The 20855-nt window shown below is 41.8% G+C and carries 21 protein-coding genes; 9 read left to right on the plus strand and 12 right to left on the minus strand.

The window, feature by feature from the left end; translation table 11 throughout:
* Positions 1-161: 161 nt before the first annotated feature.
* Complete coding sequence (gene pyrE / locus J4G44_RS01980; RefSeq protein WP_096901637.1) at positions 162-812, minus strand: orotate phosphoribosyltransferase; 651 nt, start codon at positions 810-812, stop codon at positions 162-164.
* Between the two features lie 39 nt (positions 813-851).
* Between pyrE and J4G44_RS01985 the strand changes: the two genes are divergently transcribed.
* Together J4G44_RS01985 and J4G44_RS01990 are read left to right on the plus strand one after the other, a co-directional pair.
* On the plus strand, positions 852-1670 hold the full coding sequence (locus tag J4G44_RS01985; protein WP_096901635.1) for an exodeoxyribonuclease III: 819 nt from the start codon (positions 852-854) through the stop codon (positions 1668-1670).
* Between the two features lie 545 nt (positions 1671-2215).
* On the plus strand, positions 2216-2563 hold the full coding sequence (locus J4G44_RS01990) for a Spx/MgsR family RNA polymerase-binding regulatory protein (protein ID WP_026438350.1): 348 nt from the start codon (positions 2216-2218) through the stop codon (positions 2561-2563).
* Between the two features lie 96 nt (positions 2564-2659).
* On the opposite strand, the gene J4G44_RS01995 is transcribed toward J4G44_RS01990, so the two are convergent.
* On the minus strand, positions 2660-3097 hold the full coding sequence (locus J4G44_RS01995; RefSeq protein ID WP_004974208.1) for a DUF2147 domain-containing protein: 438 nt from the start codon (positions 3095-3097) through the stop codon (positions 2660-2662).
* Between the two features lie 154 nt (positions 3098-3251).
* On the opposite strand from J4G44_RS01995, the gene J4G44_RS02000 reads away from it, so the two are divergent.
* The gene (locus J4G44_RS02000) at positions 3252-4163 is read left to right on the plus strand and encodes an alpha/beta hydrolase (RefSeq protein WP_004974206.1); all 912 of its coding nucleotides are present in this window, start codon (positions 3252-3254) and stop codon (positions 4161-4163) included.
* A 107-nt stretch (positions 4164-4270) separates the two neighbouring features.
* Here the strand turns inward: J4G44_RS02000 and J4G44_RS02005 are convergent, their stop codons facing one another.
* The 6 genes from J4G44_RS02005 to J4G44_RS02030 all read right to left on the minus strand — a co-directional run bounded on the left by J4G44_RS02005 (position 4271) and on the right by J4G44_RS02030 (position 9542).
* Positions 4271-4834 (minus strand): FMN-dependent NADH-azoreductase, encoded by a 564-nt coding sequence (locus tag J4G44_RS02005; RefSeq protein ID WP_004974205.1) that lies wholly within the window; start codon positions 4832-4834, stop codon positions 4271-4273.
* A gap of 166 nt (positions 4835-5000) precedes the next feature.
* Positions 5001-5681, minus strand: a complete 681-nt coding sequence (locus J4G44_RS02010) for a glutathione S-transferase family protein (protein ID WP_180096280.1) — start codon at positions 5679-5681, stop codon at positions 5001-5003.
* Positions 5678-7510, minus strand: a complete 1833-nt coding sequence (dsbD, locus tag J4G44_RS02015) for a protein-disulfide reductase DsbD (RefSeq protein WP_180169905.1) — start codon at positions 7508-7510, stop codon at positions 5678-5680. The genes J4G44_RS02010 and dsbD overlap by 4 nt, the downstream gene beginning before the upstream one ends.
* A 172-nt stretch (positions 7511-7682) precedes the next feature.
* Positions 7683-8453 carry a transporter gene (locus J4G44_RS02020; protein ID WP_179997058.1) on the minus strand — a complete coding sequence of 257 codons (771 nt, stop codon included), beginning with the start codon at positions 8451-8453 and terminating at the stop codon, positions 7683-7685.
* Between the two features lie 16 nt (positions 8454-8469).
* The gene (locus tag J4G44_RS02025) at positions 8470-9012 is read right to left on the minus strand and encodes an ankyrin repeat domain-containing protein (protein ID WP_004974192.1); all 543 of its coding nucleotides are present in this window, start codon (positions 9010-9012) and stop codon (positions 8470-8472) included.
* A gap of 164 nt (positions 9013-9176) precedes the next feature.
* Positions 9177-9542, minus strand: a complete 366-nt coding sequence (locus J4G44_RS02030) for an HPF/RaiA family ribosome-associated protein (RefSeq protein WP_004974190.1) — start codon at positions 9540-9542, stop codon at positions 9177-9179.
* Positions 9543-9848: 306 nt separating this feature from the next.
* Here J4G44_RS02030 and J4G44_RS02035 point away from each other — a divergent pair, with 306 nt between their 5' ends.
* The 5 genes from J4G44_RS02035 to J4G44_RS02055 all read left to right on the plus strand — a co-directional run bounded on the left by J4G44_RS02035 (position 9849) and on the right by J4G44_RS02055 (position 14204).
* The gene (locus J4G44_RS02035) at positions 9849-10022 is read left to right on the plus strand and encodes a hypothetical protein (protein ID WP_168417680.1); all 174 of its coding nucleotides are present in this window, start codon (positions 9849-9851) and stop codon (positions 10020-10022) included.
* A gap of 67 nt (positions 10023-10089) precedes the next feature.
* Positions 10090-10818: an outer membrane protein OmpK gene (locus tag J4G44_RS02040; protein WP_180160829.1), complete on the plus strand. Its 729-nt coding sequence runs from the start codon at positions 10090-10092 to the stop codon at positions 10816-10818.
* A gap of 172 nt (positions 10819-10990) precedes the next feature.
* Complete coding sequence (locus tag J4G44_RS02045; RefSeq protein ID WP_004974188.1) at positions 10991-11773, plus strand: sulfite exporter TauE/SafE family protein; 783 nt, start codon at positions 10991-10993, stop codon at positions 11771-11773.
* Positions 11774-11949: 176 nt separating this feature from the next.
* A complete protein-coding gene (locus J4G44_RS02050) occupies positions 11950-13365 on the plus strand; it encodes an SLC13 family permease (RefSeq protein ID WP_004974185.1) in 1416 nt (471 codons plus the stop codon).
* A gap of 137 nt (positions 13366-13502) precedes the next feature.
* Complete coding sequence (locus tag J4G44_RS02055) at positions 13503-14204, plus strand: phospholipase D family protein (protein ID WP_004974184.1); 702 nt, start codon at positions 13503-13505, stop codon at positions 14202-14204.
* Positions 14205-14280: 76 nt separating this feature from the next.
* Here J4G44_RS02055 and parE read toward each other — a convergent pair whose 3' ends face one another.
* Together parE and J4G44_RS02065 are read right to left on the minus strand one after the other, a co-directional pair.
* Entirely contained in the window at positions 14281-16161 is a 1881-nt protein-coding gene (gene parE, locus J4G44_RS02060) for a DNA topoisomerase IV subunit B (protein WP_004974183.1), read from the minus strand.
* A 14-nt stretch (positions 16162-16175) separates the two neighbouring features.
* Positions 16176-16760, minus strand: coding sequence for a YqiA/YcfP family alpha/beta fold hydrolase (locus J4G44_RS02065; RefSeq protein ID WP_026438348.1), 585 nt, complete (start codon positions 16758-16760; stop codon positions 16176-16178).
* A gap of 308 nt (positions 16761-17068) precedes the next feature.
* Here J4G44_RS02065 and J4G44_RS02070 point away from each other — a divergent pair, with 308 nt between their 5' ends.
* Complete coding sequence (locus J4G44_RS02070; protein ID WP_154320171.1) at positions 17069-18400, plus strand: alpha/beta fold hydrolase; 1332 nt, start codon at positions 17069-17071, stop codon at positions 18398-18400.
* 142 nt (positions 18401-18542) lie between these two features.
* Here the strand turns inward: J4G44_RS02070 and J4G44_RS02075 are convergent, their stop codons facing one another.
* Together J4G44_RS02075 and gshA are read right to left on the minus strand one after the other, a co-directional pair.
* Complete coding sequence (locus J4G44_RS02075) at positions 18543-19076, minus strand: disulfide bond formation protein B (protein ID WP_131261221.1); 534 nt, start codon at positions 19074-19076, stop codon at positions 18543-18545.
* Between the two features lie 18 nt (positions 19077-19094).
* Positions 19095-20672, minus strand: a complete 1578-nt coding sequence (gene gshA, locus J4G44_RS02080) for a glutamate--cysteine ligase (RefSeq protein ID WP_167846414.1) — start codon at positions 20670-20672, stop codon at positions 19095-19097.
* Between the last annotated feature and the right edge of the window lie 183 nt (positions 20673-20855).

The following is a 20855-nucleotide window of genomic DNA, read 5'->3' on the forward strand; positions in this document are numbered from 1 at the left end:
TAGTACTTTTCTCATATTAAATTTTAATGTGATTTAAAAATACAAAATTTGTCTCACCCCTCAGTCGGGCTTTTTTATTATTTATTACATTTCATTATATTATTAAAAATCAAACTGAATAAAAGCGAAAAGGAAGCTCTCGCTTCCTTCTCCAAAACAACTTAAATCCCATACTTCACACGGTACGCTTCCATTTTCGCCAAGGCATCTTTTTCACCTTTAGCATCCAAATAATTCATTAAATCTTTCATGGTAATTAAAGCATGCACAGGAATTTCCAACTCTTTTTGCACTTCCTGAATAGCAGACAAATCGCCCTGACCTTTTTCTTGACGGTCTAAAGCCACCAATACGCCCGCAATTTGTGCGCCTGCATTTTTCAAAATAGTCACCACTTCACGAATAGCCGTACCCGCAGTAATCACATCATCAATAATCCAAACTTTTTTGCCCTCAACCGCAGCACCCACCAACACACCGCCTTCGCCATGATCTTTGGCTTCTTTACGGTTAAACCCCCACGGCACACTTACGCCATGATTTTGCGATAAAGCCACTGCTGTAGCTGCCACAAATGGAATACCTTTATAGGCAGGCCCGAAAATAACATCTACATTTTTGCATTGCATGAGTTGATCTGCATAGCCCGAAGCCAATAGCGATAAAGCTTCGCCATCATTCAACAAACCTGCGTTAAAAAAATAAGGACTCACACGACCCGATTTTAAAGTAAACTCACCAAATTTAAGCACACCACGTGATAAGGCGAGTTCGATAAAAGCTTGCGGGTTAAATTGAGCTGGCGATGTCATGAGGTGCTCCAAATTAATACATTGAGGTAAGACCTGAGCATGATACCAAAGAGTAGCTATCCGAGTGATCAAAAAATTCTTCGAGTGGTTTCAATTAACGTCAATGGGTTGCGTTCATCGGTAAGCAAAGGCTTACTCGAATGGTTGGAAAAGTCTGAAGCAGACGTGATTTGCATGCAGGAAAGCCGCATCACACACGCCCAATGGACCGATAAATTTAAGCCAGAAGGCTGGCACACGCATCTTTTCCCTGCAGAACGCGCAGGCTACGCAGGGACAGCTATTTATAGCCGTTTGCCGTTTGTTTCTGTGCAAAATGGTTTAGGCTTTGAATTGGCCGATTCTCAGGGTCGCTTTATCAGTGCTGAATTTGATGTAGGACTGGATCACCCAATTTACATCTGTTCACTGTATTTGCCTTCTGGCTCTTCAGGTGAAGAAGCCCAAATGCGGAAAGATCACTTTTTAGAAGAGTATCAAAAAATTCTAAAACAGTGGCGTGAAGACAATAAATCGATCATTGTCTGTGGCGATTACAACATTGTGCATAAGCGCATTGATATTAAAAACTGGTCAGGTAACCAAAAGTCTTCAGGTTGCTTACCGCATGAACGTGCATGGTTAGATCATATTTATAATGACTTGGGCTATGTCGATACCTTCCGTGAAGTACGCCATGAAGCAGAGTTGTATTCTTGGTGGTCAAATCGCGGGCAAGCCCGTGCCAAGAACGTTGGTTGGCGGATTGATTATCATGCCTGTTCACCCGACTGGAAAGCACGCACTGTCAATGCTTGGGTGTATAAAGAAGAATGGTTTAGTGACCATGCTCCCGTGATTATTGATTATAAGATCTAATATTCACACAAATTTCACAGCCTACACGAGTGAACAGTTGTTCACTCAACTGAGGTTCAATTCGCACATAATCTGTCGACTTTGTGTATTTATCTTCAAGTCGATTCAGCGCATTATTGCATAACGGCAAAGGGACAGTCAGGATGACACAAAAGGATTGGAAGCCGAAGGATGGAAAATAAACTAACTGGTTTTGGTTAGTTTCAAGGATGTAACAATGGACGTTAAAATGAGACCCGCATAATCAGGATGATTAAATGCGGGTTTTCTCTTTTTATCATCTTATTTTCTGTTTTGCGCTGTTACTGTTGTTCTTCACTGTATTTTTTATTTTCACTAGAGTCTGTTCTTATCAAGTTTTTCATTTTTTTCTGTTTATGCGTCCCATTTTAGAGCGATCAAGTGTCAATTTGGTGACATCGGTATGACGTATTGATGACACATACCATTTAAACAGCCAATCATTGTTCACTGCAAGTTTCTAGCACTTAGCGCTGTTTTGGGCTAGGCTATAGCCAGTTTGATGATATTAACGTGAAAAAAATATGTTAAAAATTTATGGGATTAAGAACTGCAATTCAATGAAAAAAGCCTTCGATTTACTCAATGAATTGGGGCTAAGTTATGAGTTTCACGATTATAAAAAACAAGGGATCGATGCCGACACTGTCAAAAGTTGGTTAGATGCGCTTGGGCAAGATGTAGTACTGAATAAAAAAGGCACCACTTGGCGCAAACTCAGCGAAGCAGAACAGCAAGCTGCTTTGGCCAGTGAAGCCAACTTAATTGAAGCACTTTGCACTCACACCAGTTTAATTAAACGTCCTGTCTTAAAAACTGAATCAGGCTTTATTGCGGGTTTTGATGAAGCGGCTTATCGTGCTTTAGGTTAAGTTTAAAAAAATACCAATAAAAAAACCTGCTCACATGGAGCAGGTTTTTTTATATCCTGTGCAATATGATTTCAACTGCACAGGTGGAATACATGCTTAGTTCGCACGAATCCATGTTTGGTTACGACCCAATGCCGCTACACCAATGAAACCACGCAATTCCAGTTTCTTACCACCATCGGCAAGTTTACCTTTTAGCTTGTAGGTTTTACCTGTTTGCGGGTCAAGAATTGAACCACCATCGTAGCTCGTGCCGCCTGTATTTTTCAGACCGCGAACAATGGTCAAACCTTTGAGTGATTTGTTGTGATACGGACCTTCACATTTTGTACAGGCATTTTCTTCACCAGGCGTTAAAATTGACTGAATGCTTGCGGTTAAAGTTCCATTTTTTTGCTCAGTAAATCTTACCGTGGCTTTGGGTTGTTTGGTTTTGTCGTCAATTGTTTTCCAAACTGTGCCGTTAAGCGGATCTGCAGCATTGGCCAAAGCGCTTAAACCTAACAGCCCGAATGCAAGTGCAATTTTTTTCATTGTTTTGTTTCCCTGGTCTACTATCAGACAACTTTATTATTAAAAAGTCACAACAAATTTGCAATTTTTGAATGTGACCGTTTAGTGTACCCTTGTAAATTATGTTGGTAAATACACAAATATCCGATCAAATAAAGAACAAGATGGAAAAATCATGAAGATTAACCCCATGTGGAAACAAATTATTACAGAGCAGTTTTTAAAAACCACCATTCGCAAACCAAGCCAATTTAATTTACCCCCCAATTCTGTACGTTTTGCACTAGAACAAATGTGCCGTTTATTTCCCATGCAAAAGTCGGTGCAGGTACGCGCGCTGCGTTTAGCAGGTCTGCATGCCGAAGAATTAAAACCACAGAATGCTGCAACACAGCTCATTTTTCATATTCATGGCGGGGCTTTTTTTCTGGGTTCGTTAAATACCCATCGAGCATTTTTGAGTCAAGTTGCGGCACGCACCCAAATGCAAGTGATTCATGTCGATTATCCGCTTGCACCTGAGCATCCTTTTCCACATGCTTTGGAAGCCGTGTTTGATGTCTATCAAAGTCTGTTGGCGCAAGGTATACACGCCAAAGATATTATTTTGTCAGGAGATTCTTGCGGTGCAAATTTAGCGTTGGCGCTAGCTTTAAAAATACGTGATGAGCAATTGCCGCAAGTGAGTGGCTTAATGCTGCTGTCACCATTTTTAGATTTAACCCTCACCAGTGAATCCTTGCGTTATAACAGCAAGCATGATGCCCTGCTGTCAATTGAAACGCTGGAAACAGGCATTGATTACTATGTACCGCCTGAACTTGATCGGGCAGACCCGCAAATTTCGCCATTGTTTGATGATTTACATGAATTACCACCAGTTTTAGTACAAATTGGCTCTAAAGAAATTTTGCTGGATGATGCAACACGTTTTAAAGAAAAAGCCGAACAGGCAGGCGTAGAAGTGCATTACAAACTCTACACGGGTATGTGGCACAATTTTCAAATGTTTTCACCGTGGTTTGAAGAAGCCAAACGTGCATTGGCAGATTTAGCAGAGTTTGCACATCGGCAAGATCAGAGCTAAGTTCAACCATAACAAGGCTTTGCTAACCAACCCTTTTAGCCGATCCATCTATATAAAAAAAGCTCAGCACCCTCAAGGCACTGAGCTTTTTTTATTGAAATAGTGGGTTAAATCGCCTGAATTTTTTGCATCGCATTGGCAACAGCTTGGTCTTTAAATTCCGACATACTCACCCCTTCAGCGCGAATAATTTCTACATCATTCACCCCTGTAAAGTTGAAGATGGTTTTCAAGAAATCTTCCTGAAAATCAGCAGGGCTATTATCACCATACACACCGCCACGGCTGCTGGCGATATAGGCTTTTTTCTCACCCGCCAAACCTACAGGCCCTTGCTCGGTATATTTAAAGGTTTTACCTGCCACGCTGATGCGATCAATCCATGCTTTTAAAGTTGAAGTCAAACCAAAGTTATACATGGCTGCACCCACCACCACGACATCGGCATCAATATATTGTTGGATGATTTTTTCACCCAAAGCCGCTTGTTCTGCATCCTGCCCCATTAAAATTTCGGCAGTTAAGTGCGGAATCGGCTGTTGTGCCAAATCTAAATAATCGACCTGTGCATTGCTATTTTTTGCAGTCAATTGTTGCACAATCGCTTGGCTTAACTGACGTGAAACTGAGTTTTCACCTAAAATACTCGAGTCGATGTGTAAAATTTTCATGGGGATGTTCCAATCTTGTATTCATTTAATAACGCTATTTTAATCGTGCAGCGTAAATAGAATAATTGGGAAAACTAAGACACTATGTTTTATTTTTGGAACAAAAAAGACCACTTTACCGCACAAAAACTTCCGCAGTATTTTTCCTAATCCTGCTTTTTCCAAGTCATTTTGCTGGTTTTTGATAAGGCTCTAAATAATTGACCCACATTGCTTCTTGTGATGCGGCGTGTACCCAAGCGCGCATAGCAGGATGCTGCATCACCCGCTGCATATAGTGTTGGCTGTTGGCACTTACAGGCAAGGCATAAGTCATAAAACGCGTCACCACAGGAGCATAAAACGCATCGGCAATGCTAAATTCACCACACAAGAAACCATCTACAGCAGGACGTTCCACCCAAATGTGTTCAATGCGTGCCACATCCTGTCTTAAACCCGAATGTTCTTGCCATAATTTTGTACCCACTTCTGCTAAATTGGCGCGAATATTCATGCCACATAAACTGCGTAAATCGGTAAAACCACTGTGCATTTCTGCGCTGATGCTACGCGCCCAAGCGCGTTGCTGTACATCACGCGGCCAAAGTGCCTGTTCAGGATATTGCTCTGCCAAGTATTCACAAATGGCGAGAGAATCCCAAATCAACATGCCCTGATCTAACAAGGCAGGCACTTTACCATTGGGGTTAATTTCTAGGACACGTTGTTTAAAATCGCCCTCACCACGCTCGCATGGAAAGTTCAGTTGTATTTCTTCAAAAGCCAAATCAAACGCCTTCAGTACCAACCACGGGCGCATCGACCAGCTCGAATAATTTTTATTGGCAATATACAGCTGCATCATGGCGATGACTCCTGTGTGGTTTGAAGTTGCTGCAGTTGATTTAACAAGGTGCTTTCGTTAAACGCACCCGTTAAACGCAGACTGCGAATTTCTTGTTGTTGTGCATCCAAAAATAAAAAGGTAGGTGGCCCTAAAATTTCCCATTTATTCAGCAAAGCTTGATGACTGGCATCGTAATGGCTTAAATCGAGTTTAATTAAATAAAATTCTGCAAGTGCCTGTTTTACAGTGGAAGATGTCAATACCTGTTGCTCAATCGGACGGCACGCCACACACCAATCGGCATAGACATCTATAATCATGCGCTGATTTTTCGGAGCTTGGGCAAGTAACTGTTGTAATTCCGTTGCAGTCGTTGCACGGTGCCATTCTAAAACCGCATCGTTTTCCTGCTGCCAAAAACGCTGGCTGTGTTGATATTGGTTATAAATCAGATACGGCACCACCACCAATAACGCACTCAGATAAATCGCCCGCAGCGTACCATGATAGCCACTCAAACGATGCAACACATAGCCGACAAAACCCACTCCAAGTGCCAAACTAAGCCATTGCATCCATGCTTCACCCAATAACGGACGAATAAAATACAATGCCAATGCCAACATAATAAAGGCAAACAGCACTTTGACTTGATGCATCCACAAACCTGCGCGTGGCAAAGCTTTTGCCCCAAGCACACTAGCCAACAATAACGGCGAACCCATGCCAAACCCGAGCGTAAATAGCAGCAACGCCCCCTGCATCTGACTTTGGGTTTGTGAAATAAACAATAACGCCCCTGCCAATGGCGCAGTCATGCATGGGCCGACCAAAAGTGCCGACAACATGCCCATGAGTGCAGCACCTGCCAAATTGCCGCCTTTTTGCATAGATTGCACCTGATCGAGTCGATTGACCCAAGCACGTGGTAACTTGATCTCAAACAGTCCAAACAAATTTAAGGCAAACAACACAAACAGTAAACTAAAGGCAATTAAAGTCGCAGGTTGTTGTAACCAACGCTGAAAATTCAAACCTGCGGATGACGCAATTAAACCCAATATGGCATAAACCATTGCCATGCTACAGACAAAAACCAGAGTAATCGTCCACGCTTTGACACCTTTATGTTCACGCACCAACAAGGAGGTCAAAATGGGCAACATCGGCAAAGAACATGGAGTAAAGGCCAATAAAACCCCTAAACCAAAAAACAGTAGCAAGCCATAAGCAAATGAACTCTGTGCCAGTTTTTCTGACCACATTTGATCTTGTGCAGTGATGGGTTGCGCTGTCGCAACACTTGTTGAGGATGCTAGCGTGGAGTTGGCAGGTGTTGTCGAAAACACATTCTGGGTTGGGTTACTGTGTCCACCCCACAGATTTTTTTGTGCTGCGCTTTGATTGTCTAAAATCACCAAACCAGTGCTGTCTGTCTGAAATTCAATGCGCTGTGGTGGATAACAAAGTCGATCTTGCGCACAACCTTGCCAGCTCACTTGATAGCGCTGTGCAGCCTGCGTGGGAATTTTAAAACTGACTTGTTGATAATAAACCTGAGTATGTCCATAGTTTTCATCATAAACATCTTCTGCGGGAGGCAACTCTAAAGCCAGTATTTGCTGTCCATGCTCAACCTTAAATTGATGCTGATACAAATAATACTGTTCAGGCATGTTCCAGCGCAGTTCGGCTTGTTGGGGATTGACCGATTCAACGCTAAACTGAAAGGCTTGTTCGGGTGGGAGTAAAGGTGCTTCTGCGTGTAGGCTTAGCGAACACAATAAAAGTAGACTTGCGAGCAGACAAGATAAGCCCCTATTCATATAGCGAAAAATATCAGCCATTAGATCAACAGCAGCTTGCCAAAAGGTCTGAAATAAGGACTGCTTCATGTTCTGCTCGCCTCGGCATGAACTTTATTAGGATGAAAACGAATCTGCAGCAAGCTTAATACTTAATAACTTTGGCCTGCTGCAGCATACAACGTATTTTAAAGCTTTAAATGGTTTAAATGGCTTAGAACAAAAACGCCATACCTAAACCTGCACGGTAACTTTTATCTGCACCGTCTAAATCTACACCGACACTGGCATCCAGTTGAGTGCGTTCATTCAGTGCGTAAATCACTCCCGAAATTAAGCCATATTCATTGTCCTGACTTTCAGCTTTGCGATAGACCAATTCTGAAAAACCTGACCATTGATCGCTTAAACGGTACTGAATATTGGGAATTGCTGTAACCGCCCAATCGCTATTTTGTACATCGTAACGCATGTTGATGCCTGTTTTTAACAGCTCACTGTATTGATAGCTGACTGCCGTACCCAAGCTATAAATATCATCTTCTTCGCTAAAGCCATCATTGCCTGTGGCAATTAGCGCTTGCAACAACACGGCCATAGAAAGTTTGTCATCATTTAAGTCAATGGCTTGTTTTAAACCAATGCTGACATCACCCAAACCATCATCTTCAACCGATTGACCTGCAGTTTTGCTTTTGCTCCATGCAGGCCCTTGCCAGCCCAGCTGTAACTCTAAATCTTGCGCCAAACCTGTACGTAACAGCATGTCAGCATTAAGGCGAGTAGTTTTAACTTTTTCGCCCGAAGCATCGTTACTTTCTTGATAACTTGCACTTGGCAAAGCCTGTTCCCAAGCCAGTTTCCCTACAGGTGTAATACCCGTACTCATTCCTGCACCAGGACGATCAAACTCAAAATCTGCCGCGCTCACCTGCATGCTGATGCCTGCCGCCACGATTAACCCAACTGTTTTTAATGCTGACATATTTTTATCTCTGCTCTTAGGCCAATTCTTTGCTCATTTTTGCGCCATAACGACGCAACAATTCTAAAGTCTGCTGTTCTTCTAGCAAAGCATCCGACCACTGAATTTCATCAAAATCACAATCAAACAATAAATCACTAATTGAAGATAAAATCGTTAAACCATCTTCATCTTTGCTGTTCGGATCGACTTTTTCATCTAATAAACGCTGTACCGCAGGAACACATGCTGCAGAAGCCGCATCCCACAATGGGCCGTAAATTTCTTCGGCATCCCATAAATGCAAATTCACTTTGGCTTGAATCAAGGCCTCTAAAATATCTAAATGCACTTGCAAATCTTGCTGTTTTTGCTGCTCTGTGAGTGGCTGACCTGCTTCATATGCTTCGCAGACTTTTTCCCACCATTGAAATAAACCATCTGACCAGACTGAAATTACAGGGCCTTTTTCGGCATCCATAAAGTTAGGGTCTAAACCGTCTGCCAATAGGCGTTGCACTTGGGCAAGGTCTAATTCTTCTATTGCTTGCACCAAGACTTGTTGTTGCGCAGTTAACATGCAGAGAGCTCTCTTATTCAATGTTTAATTTAGAACTATTATGCCCAATAAAGCGACATTTGTATGAGATAAATGTCAGCAAATCGTGAATTTAGTGCATTGGCTGCATGCAAACACAAAAAAGCCCCGCAAAATTTGCGAGGCTCTTGGAATCTGTCTGATCCTTATTCGTCGTCGCCACCAACATCTGTATCTACAAATTCTGGGCGAGCACCACGAGGATTCTCATTTTTCTCAAACGCATGTTCTAGGCTGCGTTTTAAACGGTCAATCGCACCATGAATTGCAGTATCAATGTTATGACCACGATGATTCACAACCACTGGTTTTAAACCTGCTGGACGTGCTTCAATCATACAACGAATATCGTCATCACCGCCTTTTTCACCATTTTCATCACTAAAATGCACTGAAAAATGGGTAATACGCTCACTGTGGCGTTGGAATTCATTATTCAGTTCTTCACGAACGTAACTAATTAAGCGATCACTGTTTTGAATGTTTTTATCGGTACGGATTTCAATGTTCATGATTTCATCCTCTTGCGTTCGTTATTTCTGAATCTTGTTGTGCCAAAATCTTACACATAATTTTATATATATGTTTTGGCGTGTTTATAATGTGCTGTTTTTACAGCATAAAGTACATCTTCAACTTAGTTTGGAATCACTTCCTCCTACGTGAATGATGAACACTTTTAATTCTGCAGAACCGTGTCCCTATACCTTGAATATCGGGCCTATCTGAAAAATATGCAAGCAATATTTATAGAAAAGCAGCAAAAGAATAACCCTTTTAGGACAAGTTTTCGCTCAGATGTTCAATAAGCAACCAATTTGACTGTTCAAGCAGATGTGATTGGTTTTTCAACACAGAAACTTGATGCTTTTAAGGGGCTTAGCATGGCATGCAAAAAGCTAGACATTATTTTTACCATTGGTTTTAAATCCTGCAAAAAATGCAGCGCTTTTAGAATTGGCAAAAAATACCAAGAAATGACCTGTCAATAATCGAATTTTGCTTTATTTTTGCTTAAGAATCTGTATCCTTGAAACGCTTTTCTTGGGGTCTTATTTTATGAAATTTACACATATTGCTGCGCTATGCGCTCTCTCTACTGCTGCAACTTTTACGCAAGCTGCGCCAGTTTGGCAAGATTTTAGCATTACAGGTTTATATGGTGAGAATTATGCTCATCCTGTTGGCATGGTTGATGATTTAGAGCAAACCACTATTACTGCTGAATATGCTGCTGGATTGAAATACGGTGATTTTTTTGCCTTTGCTGACCGTACCAATAATGATCTAAGTGGCAACGAAACTTATTTTGAAGTTGCACCACGTTTAAGCTTGGGTGCTGTTTCAGGCCAAAAACTGGCAGTCGGCCCAATTAAAGACGTTTTGATTGCAACGACTTGGGAAGGTGGTGAAGGCTTTAACAACTACCTGTACGGTATTGGTTTTGCTTTAGACATCCCATATACCCAATATGCAAACATCAACTTCTATAAAGTAGAAAATGATGGCCAAGAAGATGATTATCAAATGACCATCACTTATGCTGTACCATTTAAAATTGGTTCAGAAGAGTTCTTGGCTGATGCCTTCCTAGACTGGTCTACTGCAGAAGATGACCACGCTAGCGAACTCAACTGGACTACACAATATAAATGGAATGCAGGCAAACACATTTCGCCAAATACACGTTTATATGTCGGTATCGAACACTCTGTTTGGAACAACAAGTTTGGTATTAAAGGCGTAGATCAAAACGATGTCAGCGCATTGGTCAAATACCATTTCTAAGCTGTATTTTTCTCTGTTCAAAAAAGCAAGACTTCGGTCTTGCTTTTTTATTGGTCATTAAAATAGTTTCCAATAAATATGCTTTGCTCATAACCATGCAACCCATTTGTACTTAGCGCAAAACTCCGCTACATTGAGTTAAATTTCAAATAAAAAGCACTGTGAAGCCCACATGCAAAAAACCGATTTCATTATTCTGCTGTTTTGTGCGATTGCTGCAATTTTGCATGGCATGAGCGGTTTTGGTTTTCCTATGCTCAGTACGGCTGCGGTGGCGATGTTATATCCACTCAGTACTGCGGTTGCTTTGGTTCTGATTCCCTGTTTGCTTCTCAATATCTACATGCTGCGGGGCGATGCCACACAATCTATATTCAGCAGTTTATATGGCTACTGCAAAAAATATTGGGGTTTAATCTTCAGTGCGCTGATTGGCAGCTATTTGGGCGTCAGTTTGCTGCTCATTCTGAACGAAGGTTATTTAAAATTGGCAATGGGCGTACTGATTTTATTGTACGTGGCCGATCAATTTCGACAACGTCCTTTGCAAATTTCTGCCTCACTCAAAAATATGCTGATTTTTGGTTTGCTGGCAGGTGTGATTGGTGGTGCGACCAATGCCATGGCACCATTTCTAATGATGTATTTACTCAGCACTCAACACAGCAAAACCGATATTGTGGTGATTAGCAACTTAAACTTTATTATTTCCAAACTCATTCAATTGGCAGTTTTATATCCAGTCATTCAACAGTTTAGCCACATACAATTAAAAGTTTTAGCCCTGATTTGCATCATCTCTATGCTGATGGTGTATATCGGCAGTCTGATTCGTAAACAAATTTCCCAGACATTATTTAAGCAGATTGTATTTACATTATTGGGTTTTATGGCACTTTACGCGATTGCTCAAGGATTATTCATCATCCAAACATCACCTGCTTTATTGATATAAATCAGACCAATAAACATAACAAATGGAAAATTATTTAGATTTTTTTTGGCTTAAATAATTATTTACACCTATAATTAAGACCAGCTTAAAAAACAGTCTATTCAGACTGCTTCGGTCGTTTGCATCGACCAATCTTCCCTCTTTTCTTTTAATTCCTTTTGACGGAGTGAACTTCTATGGAAAATAACCATATAGAAGTGCCAGCCAATATTAAGCGAAAAGAACTGATCAAGACCTGGGTGATTGTTGCAATTGCAGCCCTGCTCTCTTTCGGTTTATACAATGTCTTGCCCTATGATGAAAATGCAAATAAGGGTCTAAGTCTGTTGCTTTTTATTGGTATTTTATGGCTCACCGAAGCTGTACACATTACCATTACCGCGCTTTTGGTGCCGGTGCTTGCCGTAATTTTGGGCATGCCTGTTGAAAATGCCAGCAAAGTGCTTGAGCCAATTAGCACCAGCAAGGCATTGGCGACTTTTGCCGATCCTGTTATTTTCCTGTTCTTTGGTGGTTTTGCTTTAGCGACTGCACTGCACATTCAGAAACTGGATCGTAAAATTGCGATGTGGATTATTTCCATGTCGGGCGGTCACTTGGGGATTTCGGTTTTATCTATTTTTATTGTCACTGCTGCGTTGTCGATGTGGATTTCCAACACAGCCACGGCGGCGATGATGTTACCGTTGGCGCTGGGTTTGTTATCACACCTCGATGCCACTAAAGAGCGTAAAACCTTCGTTTTCATTTTATTGGGGATTGCCTACTCTGCCAGTTTAGGTGGTTTGGGTACGTTGGTAGGTTCGCCACCAAACGCTATTGCAGCCAAAGCGTTAGACTATGACTTTGCTGACTGGATGAAAATTGGTTTACCAATGATGCTGATTTTGCTACCAGCAATGTTGGTCAGCTTATATTTGGTATTGCGTCCAAATTTAAATCAAAAAATTCATTTTGAAACTGAAGTCATTCCTTGGACCAAAACCCGTGTTGCAACGATGATTTTATTCGTATGTACTGCAGTGGCGTGGATTTTCGGCAAGAAACTTAGCGAAACCTTTGGTATTAGCCAACCCGATACATGGACTGCATTAACTGCTGCATGTTTAGTGGTTATGCTAGGTACTGCGTCTTGGAAGCAAGTGGCTGAAAATACCGATTGGGGCGTGTTATTACTGTTTGGTGGTGGTTTAACTCTCAGTGCGATCTTAAAAGATTCAGGCGCATCTTTGGTATTGGGTCAAACCCTTGCCAATACCTTTGGTGATACTTCGCCATTGGTAGTGATTTTTGCGGTGACCATCTTCATTATTTTCTTAACTGAATTTACCAGTAATACAGCGTCTGCTGCGTTATTGGTTCCTGTATTTGCTGCAATTGCAGACCAAATGGGTATTCCAAAAGAAATTTTAGTGGTGATTATTGGTATTGGTGCATCGTGTGCCTTTATGTTACCTGTGGCAACGCCACCAAATGCGATTGTATTTGGTACAGGTCAAATTAAACAAAGTGAAATGATGAGTGTGGGCATGGTGTTGAACGTCATGTGCGTATTTATTATTTCATTATTTGTATATTGGTTCTTTAGTTAAGGATCAATAAAAAATGGAGCACAAGATGCTCCATTTTTTTCGCCTCAATTTTAGAATATTTTTAATCATCAAATCATTACCTAAATAAATTCGCTATACTCAGGACATAATAATTTAGACACAATGAGGAGGGTTAAATGGCTAAGTTTTTAAATACGAGCGCGACCAATTTTTTCTTAGAAGAACTGATAAAAAATGCCAAAGAAAGGTTAATTTTAATTAGCCCATATTTACGTTTAAATGACCGTATTAAAGAGTTACTTGAAGATAAAGATCGACTCAAAATTGATATTCGAATCGTTTATGGAAAAAGTGATTTACATCCTGATGAAATAAAATGGATGCAAAAACTTGATTTTGTTCGGCTCAGTTTTTGTAAAAACTTACATGCTAAATGCTATCTCAATGAATCTGAATGTATTATTTCTAGTCTAAATCTTTATGAATTTAGCCAAATTAATAATAACGAAATGGGCATTTTGATTCGCAAATATGAAGATCAAGATGTCTTTAAAGATGCTTATGAAGAAGCGCAACGTATTATTCGTATTAGTGATGAAGTTAGAATTAGTTTAGATGAAGTGAAAGCCGAACCAACAAATGAATCTGTTGAAGAAACCAATGACAATAATGTTGGTAAATTAACATCATCTAAACTTGCAGCAAAACATAAAATGAAAACCAATGAATTGTTGGCTCATTTTACCGAAAAAGGCTTATTAAATATCAATGATGCTGGAAAGCACATACTCACTCAACAAGGCAAAGACGTAGGTGCAGAATTTAAAACCAGTCAATATGGTGGATATTTTTTATGGCCTGAAAATATTGAATTATAAACACCAATCAAAATTACAATAAAAAGCATCCATTACTTTTTTGAAATAATGGATGCTTTTTCTAAATTAAATCAGCTTAAACCGCCAAATCGGCTAAATTACCTTTTTGCTCTAACCACACTTTACGGTCTGCAGAGCGTTTTTTAGCCAGCAATTTATCCAATAAACCTGCGGTAAAATGACTATCATCCAAATCGAGTTGCACCAAACGGCGTGTATTTGGATCCATCGTGGTTTCACGTAACTGACTGGCATTCATTTCACCCAAACCTTTAAATCGGGTAATTTGCGGATTTTTGGTTTTGGCTTTTTTCAGCGTGTTTTCTAACTCATCTTCATCCAGCGCATAATGCACATCTTTACCGTCATCAATACGGAATAACGGCGGCATGGCGACGTATAAATGCCCATCTTCCACCAAACTTGGGAAATGTTTCACGAATAAAGCACACAGCAAAGTGGCAATGTGTAAACCATCTGAGTCGGCATCGGCCAAAATACAAACCTTACCGTAACGCAATTCAGATAAATCATCACTACCTGGGTCAACCCCAATCGCAATTGCAATATCGTGTACTTCCTGCGAACCCAAAACCTCGTCCGAAGATACTTCCCACGTATTTAAAATTTTTCCGCGAATTGGCATGATCGCCTGAAAGTTTTTATCACGTGCTTGCTTAGCAGAACCACCTGCAGAGTCACCTTCTACAATAAACAGTTCCGATTCTTCACGGGTTTGTCCCACGCAGTCGGCTAATTTACCCGGCAAGGCTGGGCCTGAAACGATTTTTTTACGTTCTACTTTTTTCGCTGCTTTTAAACGACGACCTGCTTTGGAAATTGCCATTTCTGCCAATTGCATGGCAATGTCAGAATTTTGGTTCAACCACAAGGCAAAAGCATCTTTGGCGATATTCTGCATAATGCTTGCCGCTTCACGGCTCGATAAACGCTCCTTGGTCTGCCCAGAAAACTGCGGCTCTTGGAACTTTAACGATAAAATGTAGTTAACCCCATCCCAAACATCTTCGGCAGATAGCTTTAAATTGCGCGGCAATAAATTGCGTAATTCACAGAACTCACGTAAAGCATCGGTCACACCAGAACGTAGTCCATTGACATGCGTACCGCCTTGCGCAGTCGGAATCAAGTTGACATAACTTTCCTGAATTTGCTCGCCACCTTCTACGTTCCAACAAATTGCAAATTCTGCACTAGCACGTTCTGCCTCACCTGTCGCCACAAAAGCAGGAGCAGGTACAATCTCACGATCTTCCAGCTCATCCATCAAATAGTCGACTAGACCATTTTCAAACTGCCAGACAATTTTTTCATCGTTAATTTCATCAATGTAATGAATTTCTAAACCTGCAGCCAGTACCGCTTTGGCTTTTAAATTGTGCTTTAAGGCTTTTAGCGCAAATTTAGGTGAATCAAAATATTTAGCTTCAGGCCAGAAATGTACCAACGTACCCGAAGCACGTTTTGGCGCTTTGCCTTCCAAGACTTCTAAAGGTGCAGCGGCTTCGCCCTGATCAAAAGCCATTTTATACAGGTTGCCCTGACGCTGTACGGTCACTTCAACCCGACTGGACAAGGCATTCACTACAGAAATACCGACCCCGTGCAAACCACCCGAAAATTGGTAGTTGTCGGTGCTGAACTTACCGCCTGCATGCAGCTTGGTCAGAATAATTTCAATCCCGCTTTGCCCGTATTCTGGGTGAATATCGACAGGCATACCACGGCCATTGTCTTCTACCGACAAAGAGCCATCTTTATAGACTTTTACGGTAATTTTATTGGCATGCCCTGCAAGTGCTTCATCCACCGCATTATCAATAACTTCTTGCGCCAAATGGTTTGGACGTGTGGTGTCGGTATACATGCCCGGGCGACGACGTACTGGATCTAAACCAGATAAAACTTCAAGAGATTGAGCGGTATATTGAGACACGTTGTACTGTTTCCTTAAGCTAGGGAATCCGATAAAAATTGCAGTAACATCGGAATTTTGTCTGCAAAATCATCCATGGCATGATTGCCGTGCGCTTCAGTCATGATCATGGCCGAAGGTGAGGCAGCACTATAATAACGCTGCGCTTCACGATAATCCAAAACTTCATCGCCTTGTTGCAATAACACCAATATTTTGTCTGCATCTTGCGCAACTGGCAACGCAATGTCTGCTAAGTCATCCAATTGCGCTGCAGTTAAGCTCCAGTTCGGATGTACCACATAGGGCAGCACATCGCCAAACAAGTCCTGAAACAATTGCCATGGTCGCATAGCAGGGTTAATCACAACAGCAGGCACATGATGCTGTGCGACCAGTTGTGTCGCATAAAAGCCGCCTAGACTGCTGCCCACCAATGCCACATTGGGCAAACGTCGAATCAATGCCGATACGTTTGCCAAAACCGCTAAAGGTGGAGCATTTAAATCGGGCAAATGCATCTGAATATCAGGGCGATGCTGCTGCACATAGGCATACAATAGCTGCCCTTTCATGGACAAAGGACTGCTCTGAAAACCATGTAAATAAATTAAATTCATGCGTGACATTTCTAAGTAACACCATTCAATTTTTGGCTGATACAGCACTTATTTTGCGTTTTTAATTTAATTTTCATGGAAAAATGCAATTGTTAGACAAAAAGATGCGAACATCTTGGCATTCATCGGTATTTTACAAGTAGTTCAAGATGAACACGATAAAATAAAAGTATCGGGTTTGGTGACAATTCATCTAAAAATTTGCAGTTCTGTAAATTCATGAAATGCCAGCAGACCCTTGAGTTTATACCGCGAACCCAAGTAAAAATAAAGCGTTCGGTATATGGGAACACAAGGGGCAACACAGTATGCCAAGTTTAACACCGCTGCATGAAACCTATTGTAGATGGGATCGTACACCTCCAAGTCAGGCCGATATCCTAGAAGGCTTGGCACAGTTGGTCAGCACGCGCCTGAATGCCGTGATGAGCGAAGTGATTCAAACCATTCAGCGTGAAGTTTTGCTCAGCGTATTTGGCATGAGCGAACAACGCTCGCAAAAGTTTCAAAAAACCGCGACTTTTCAAAAGTTGTATAAGTTTGCCTTCCACAGCTTACAACAATACGGCTATCACTTTGTTGCACCAGGTTTACGTCAAATCATTGCGCAATTTCCCAACTTACATGACAAAGCACTCACGCCAAGCCTGCATTTTTTAGTCGGTGTACTGAATGGCGTACTGGGAGATTATCTACTCGAACAGCAAAATCCGCTCGCCTTACCTATGGTGCTCTATGACCATTATGGCGAAGTCCAACAAGGCGATTTGTCTGGACGTGTGGTAATTTTTGTGCACGGTTTATGCCGCAATCACCTCGATTGGACTACACACCAATTTGGTGGTTTTGGTGAAAAATTACTGGCACAACGTGACCATAACACCATGTTATATCTGAATTACAATACAGGGCGTCGCATTTCTGCCAATGGCCGCAGTCTTGCCAATACCTTAGATGATTTAATTCAGCGTCATCCTAAAATTACCAGTATTGATTTAATTGGGCACAGCATGGGTGGCTTGGTGTCGCGCAGTGCGCTGTTTTACGGCAAGCAAAATTTGCAGCACTGGATTCACTTGGTCGAAAATCTGGTCTGTTTAGGCTCACCACATCACGGAGCAGTGTTGGAGCGTTTTGGTTTCCATTTACAGGAAAAATTAGGTCGCTTTCCCATTGTGAAAATTGTCGGGCATCTGGTCAATATTCGCAGCAACGGCATTTTAGATTTGCGCTATGGCAGTGTGCGAGATGATGACTGGGAACATAATCAGGCACGAATTGGACAGGTCGATGACAACCGCAAACCCGCACCTTTGCCGACCCATATTAATGCTTATTTCGTGGCAGGCAGCATTGAGTTTGAGAAAAAGCAGAACCTGACTCGCAAAGTCATTGGCGATTATTTAGTCAGTATAAAAAGTGCTTTGGGGGAACATCCTAACCCACGTTTTCAATTAAAACTGCCTGAATCGCACAAAGCTGTGTTCTATGGTCTGAACCACTTTCAGTTACAATATCATCCAAGTGTGGCAGAGCAATTGGTGAAATGGTTTTATCCTGCGCATGAAGAAGTGCCAGAGCAGCAAATTCGTGAGTTTATTGGTGATTGGTCAAGCTTAGAAGGCATCGCGCTCACCTAACATAGTCTAAACAGTTCAAAATACGCTACAACACGATGATTTTTAGATGGATTTTCAACAGCCCCTAAATACACAAATAAAAAAGCGCCATCTACATTGAGATGGCGCATTTTTATCAATTCAGTGGGTAGGCTCCCGGAATTTATTTTTTCTTCACTTTGCCAAATGTAGTCGATGCCACAAAAGGATAGTTACGCAGCAATTGCCATAAACTAATGATCGCCAACACGCTAAAGAACAGCAATGACCACACAGGTAAAGACTGCCCTAAGAACGTCCAGTCAATCACAGCACATTCACCTGAACCCGACAGTACTTGTTGCAATACGGCTTTCATGGGTAAGGCATCTACCAAATAATCTAGCCCTGGACCGCAGCTTGGCACTTGATCGGGCGGTAAGTTTTGCAGCCACACATGCCGTGCTGCCACACCCACTGACCATAAAATTCCAATACTGCCGAACAGCGCGTAAATACGCTTAACCACGTTAGATTTAGGGTTATGCACAAAAGCAATCAGTGAAACCAAACCCAATGCAATTAAACCCACCCGCTGAAAAACGCACAGTGGACACGGCGCTAAACCTTGCACATGCTCTAAATACAATGCAAATGTCATCCCAATGACACTGGCTAAAAATAAAACACCACTTAGCAGACGATAACTCAATTGCATGTTTAAATCTCTGAGCTGTTATCTATATTGTGCGACATAGTCTGCAAAACTCAGACCCTGTGCTTGTTCAAGTTGTTGTTGTTGCTGAATAGATTGCACTGCAATTTCATCAAAATATGTTTGTGTTTCAGGACGCAGCGCATGTTGCTCATACGCATGTGCATGTTGCTGCGCCATATAACTGCCAAAGCCCCACGTACCGCCATGACGAATAGTATCGGCAATCATGTGTGCCGACAGGGTTTCATCGACTTCATGTAAACGCGCCATCATGCGTTCTAAAGCTTGAGAATACAGCTGCGTCGCATAACTTTGGTCGAGTAAAGCAGCCAAAGGTTGCATGGCGGTGACATACTGCTGTCCCCACGCTTCAATTGGGGTTTTAACATCGCTCTCTTGAATGTGCGCATTTGGCGCACGCCCACGATTGACCACTTCGGCCTGATTTTTTTCGATGATACTTTGTTCCGCATCTAACAAGGCTGGGCTGTCTTGCAACAAACAATACAATGCTAAGACTTCCAAAAAGCCTGCGGTATGTTCATCTATCCCAATTGGGCTATACGGATTAACATCTACCGCACGTAATTCGACATAACCAATACCACGATTGGCAAGTGCTTGAGATGGGGTTTCACCTTCTTGTGGTACTTGTTTTGGGCGCACCAAACTGTAGTACTCATTTTCGATTTGCAGCACATGGTCATTAATTTGAATTGGCTCACCCGTAGCATCATCTAAACCTAAGCGGCTAAATGGCAAGTACGGGGTTTTCACGGCTTTTTGCAAACCATCTAAATAACCTGTTAAGTCATTGTAATGAATACCAAGTTTTTTCTGCGCCGAGTTTTGATAGCCAAAGTTACCCATACGCAACGCAGTCGCATACGGTAAATACAACGTGCCTCTTAACAACGGCAGCAAATGATGTTCACGCCCCGTCATAAAACACTGACAAACCGATGGACTTGCACCGACTAAAAACATCACCAATGGTGTTAAACGAATAAAGTTACGAATTAAACCTAAATAACGATGACTACGATAATCTTGCAAACTCAGTGCTTTGAGCTGCTCATCACTTTCATGTTGTTGCAAGGCGGCAAATAAATGTTCAGGGAAGGATAAATTATAATGCACCCCTGAAATGGTCTGCATACGGCGACCATAGCGCACACCTAAACCACGGCGATACAAAGTTTTAAAGCGCCCAATATTGGAGCTGCCATATTGCGCCAGTGGAATACCGTCATCGGTTTCATCAAGCATACATGGCATCGACAGCGGCCAAAGTTTTTCACCTTCGCCTAAGTGCTGATGCACCACGCTATGAATATCTCGCAAATAATCAAGCGCGTGTTGAATGCTGCTTTGCGGTGGAGTAATGAACTCCATCAACGCTTCGGAATAGTCCGTAGTAATATGCGGATGTGTGAGTGCCGAACCCAAGGCTTGAGGATGTGCTTGCTGCGACAAGAAGCCATCGCTTTGCATACGCAGACTTTCGCGTTCAATCCCGCGCAACATCCCTTGAAGCAACGCAGCGTCTACCCATGTTGGTAGAACATCTTGCGCATTTGGTTCGGGTTGACTCATTACACTCTCGCTTAATCCAATACACTACAAATACGACATAAACCACAGGCTGATTTTGGGTCGGTGGCAATTTTCTCTATCATGCAGATGATCTGAGATGAAATTGCTACCGTTCAAGTATAACTTGATTTGGCATCAGCACATGCGCTTGGGCTGTTTTTTCTAACAAAATGATGATTTTGG

Origin of the sequence: Acinetobacter towneri (genome assembly GCF_017498585.1) — a bacterium.
GTDB classification, from domain to species: Bacteria; Pseudomonadota; Gammaproteobacteria; order Pseudomonadales; family Moraxellaceae; genus Acinetobacter; species Acinetobacter towneri.

What these genes read in the sequence shown, in the direction of transcription:
- pyrE (WP_096901637.1), bottom strand. Translation starts at nt 812, where the DNA reads ATGACATCGCCAGCTCAATTTAACCCGCAAGCTTTTATCGAACTCGCC.
- J4G44_RS01985 (WP_096901635.1), top strand. Translation starts at nt 852, where the DNA reads ATGATACCAAAGAGTAGCTATCCGAGTGATCAAAAAATTCTTCGAGTG.
- J4G44_RS01990 (WP_026438350.1), top strand. Translation starts at nt 2,216, where the DNA reads ATGTTAAAAATTTATGGGATTAAGAACTGCAATTCAATGAAAAAAGCC.
- J4G44_RS01995 (WP_004974208.1), bottom strand. Translation starts at nt 3,097, where the DNA reads ATGAAAAAAATTGCACTTGCATTCGGGCTGTTAGGTTTAAGCGCTTTG.
- J4G44_RS02000 (WP_004974206.1), top strand. Translation starts at nt 3,252, where the DNA reads ATGAAGATTAACCCCATGTGGAAACAAATTATTACAGAGCAGTTTTTA.
- J4G44_RS02005 (WP_004974205.1), bottom strand. Translation starts at nt 4,834, where the DNA reads ATGAAAATTTTACACATCGACTCGAGTATTTTAGGTGAAAACTCAGTT.
- J4G44_RS02010 (WP_180096280.1), bottom strand. Translation starts at nt 5,681, where the DNA reads ATGATGCAGCTGTATATTGCCAATAAAAATTATTCGAGCTGGTCGATG.
- dsbD (WP_180169905.1), bottom strand. Translation starts at nt 7,510, where the DNA reads ATGGCTGATATTTTTCGCTATATGAATAGGGGCTTATCTTGTCTGCTC.
- J4G44_RS02020 (WP_179997058.1), bottom strand. Translation starts at nt 8,453, where the DNA reads ATGTCAGCATTAAAAACAGTTGGGTTAATCGTGGCGGCAGGCATCAGC.
- J4G44_RS02025 (WP_004974192.1), bottom strand. Translation starts at nt 9,012, where the DNA reads ATGTTAACTGCGCAACAACAAGTCTTGGTGCAAGCAATAGAAGAATTA.
- J4G44_RS02030 (WP_004974190.1), bottom strand. Translation starts at nt 9,542, where the DNA reads ATGAACATTGAAATCCGTACCGATAAAAACATTCAAAACAGTGATCGC.
- J4G44_RS02040 (WP_180160829.1), top strand. Translation starts at nt 10,090, where the DNA reads ATGAAATTTACACATATTGCTGCGCTATGCGCTCTCTCTACTGCTGCA.
- J4G44_RS02045 (WP_004974188.1), top strand. Translation starts at nt 10,991, where the DNA reads ATGCAAAAAACCGATTTCATTATTCTGCTGTTTTGTGCGATTGCTGCA.
- J4G44_RS02050 (WP_004974185.1), top strand. Translation starts at nt 11,950, where the DNA reads ATGGAAAATAACCATATAGAAGTGCCAGCCAATATTAAGCGAAAAGAA.
- J4G44_RS02055 (WP_004974184.1), top strand. Translation starts at nt 13,503, where the DNA reads ATGGCTAAGTTTTTAAATACGAGCGCGACCAATTTTTTCTTAGAAGAA.
- J4G44_RS02065 (WP_026438348.1), bottom strand. Translation starts at nt 16,760, where the DNA reads ATGAATTTAATTTATTTACATGGTTTTCAGAGCAGTCCTTTGTCCATG.
- J4G44_RS02070 (WP_154320171.1), top strand. Translation starts at nt 17,069, where the DNA reads ATGCCAAGTTTAACACCGCTGCATGAAACCTATTGTAGATGGGATCGT.
- J4G44_RS02075 (WP_131261221.1), bottom strand. Translation starts at nt 19,076, where the DNA reads ATGCAATTGAGTTATCGTCTGCTAAGTGGTGTTTTATTTTTAGCCAGT.
- gshA (WP_167846414.1), bottom strand. Translation starts at nt 20,672, where the DNA reads ATGAGTCAACCCGAACCAAATGCGCAAGATGTTCTACCAACATGGGTA.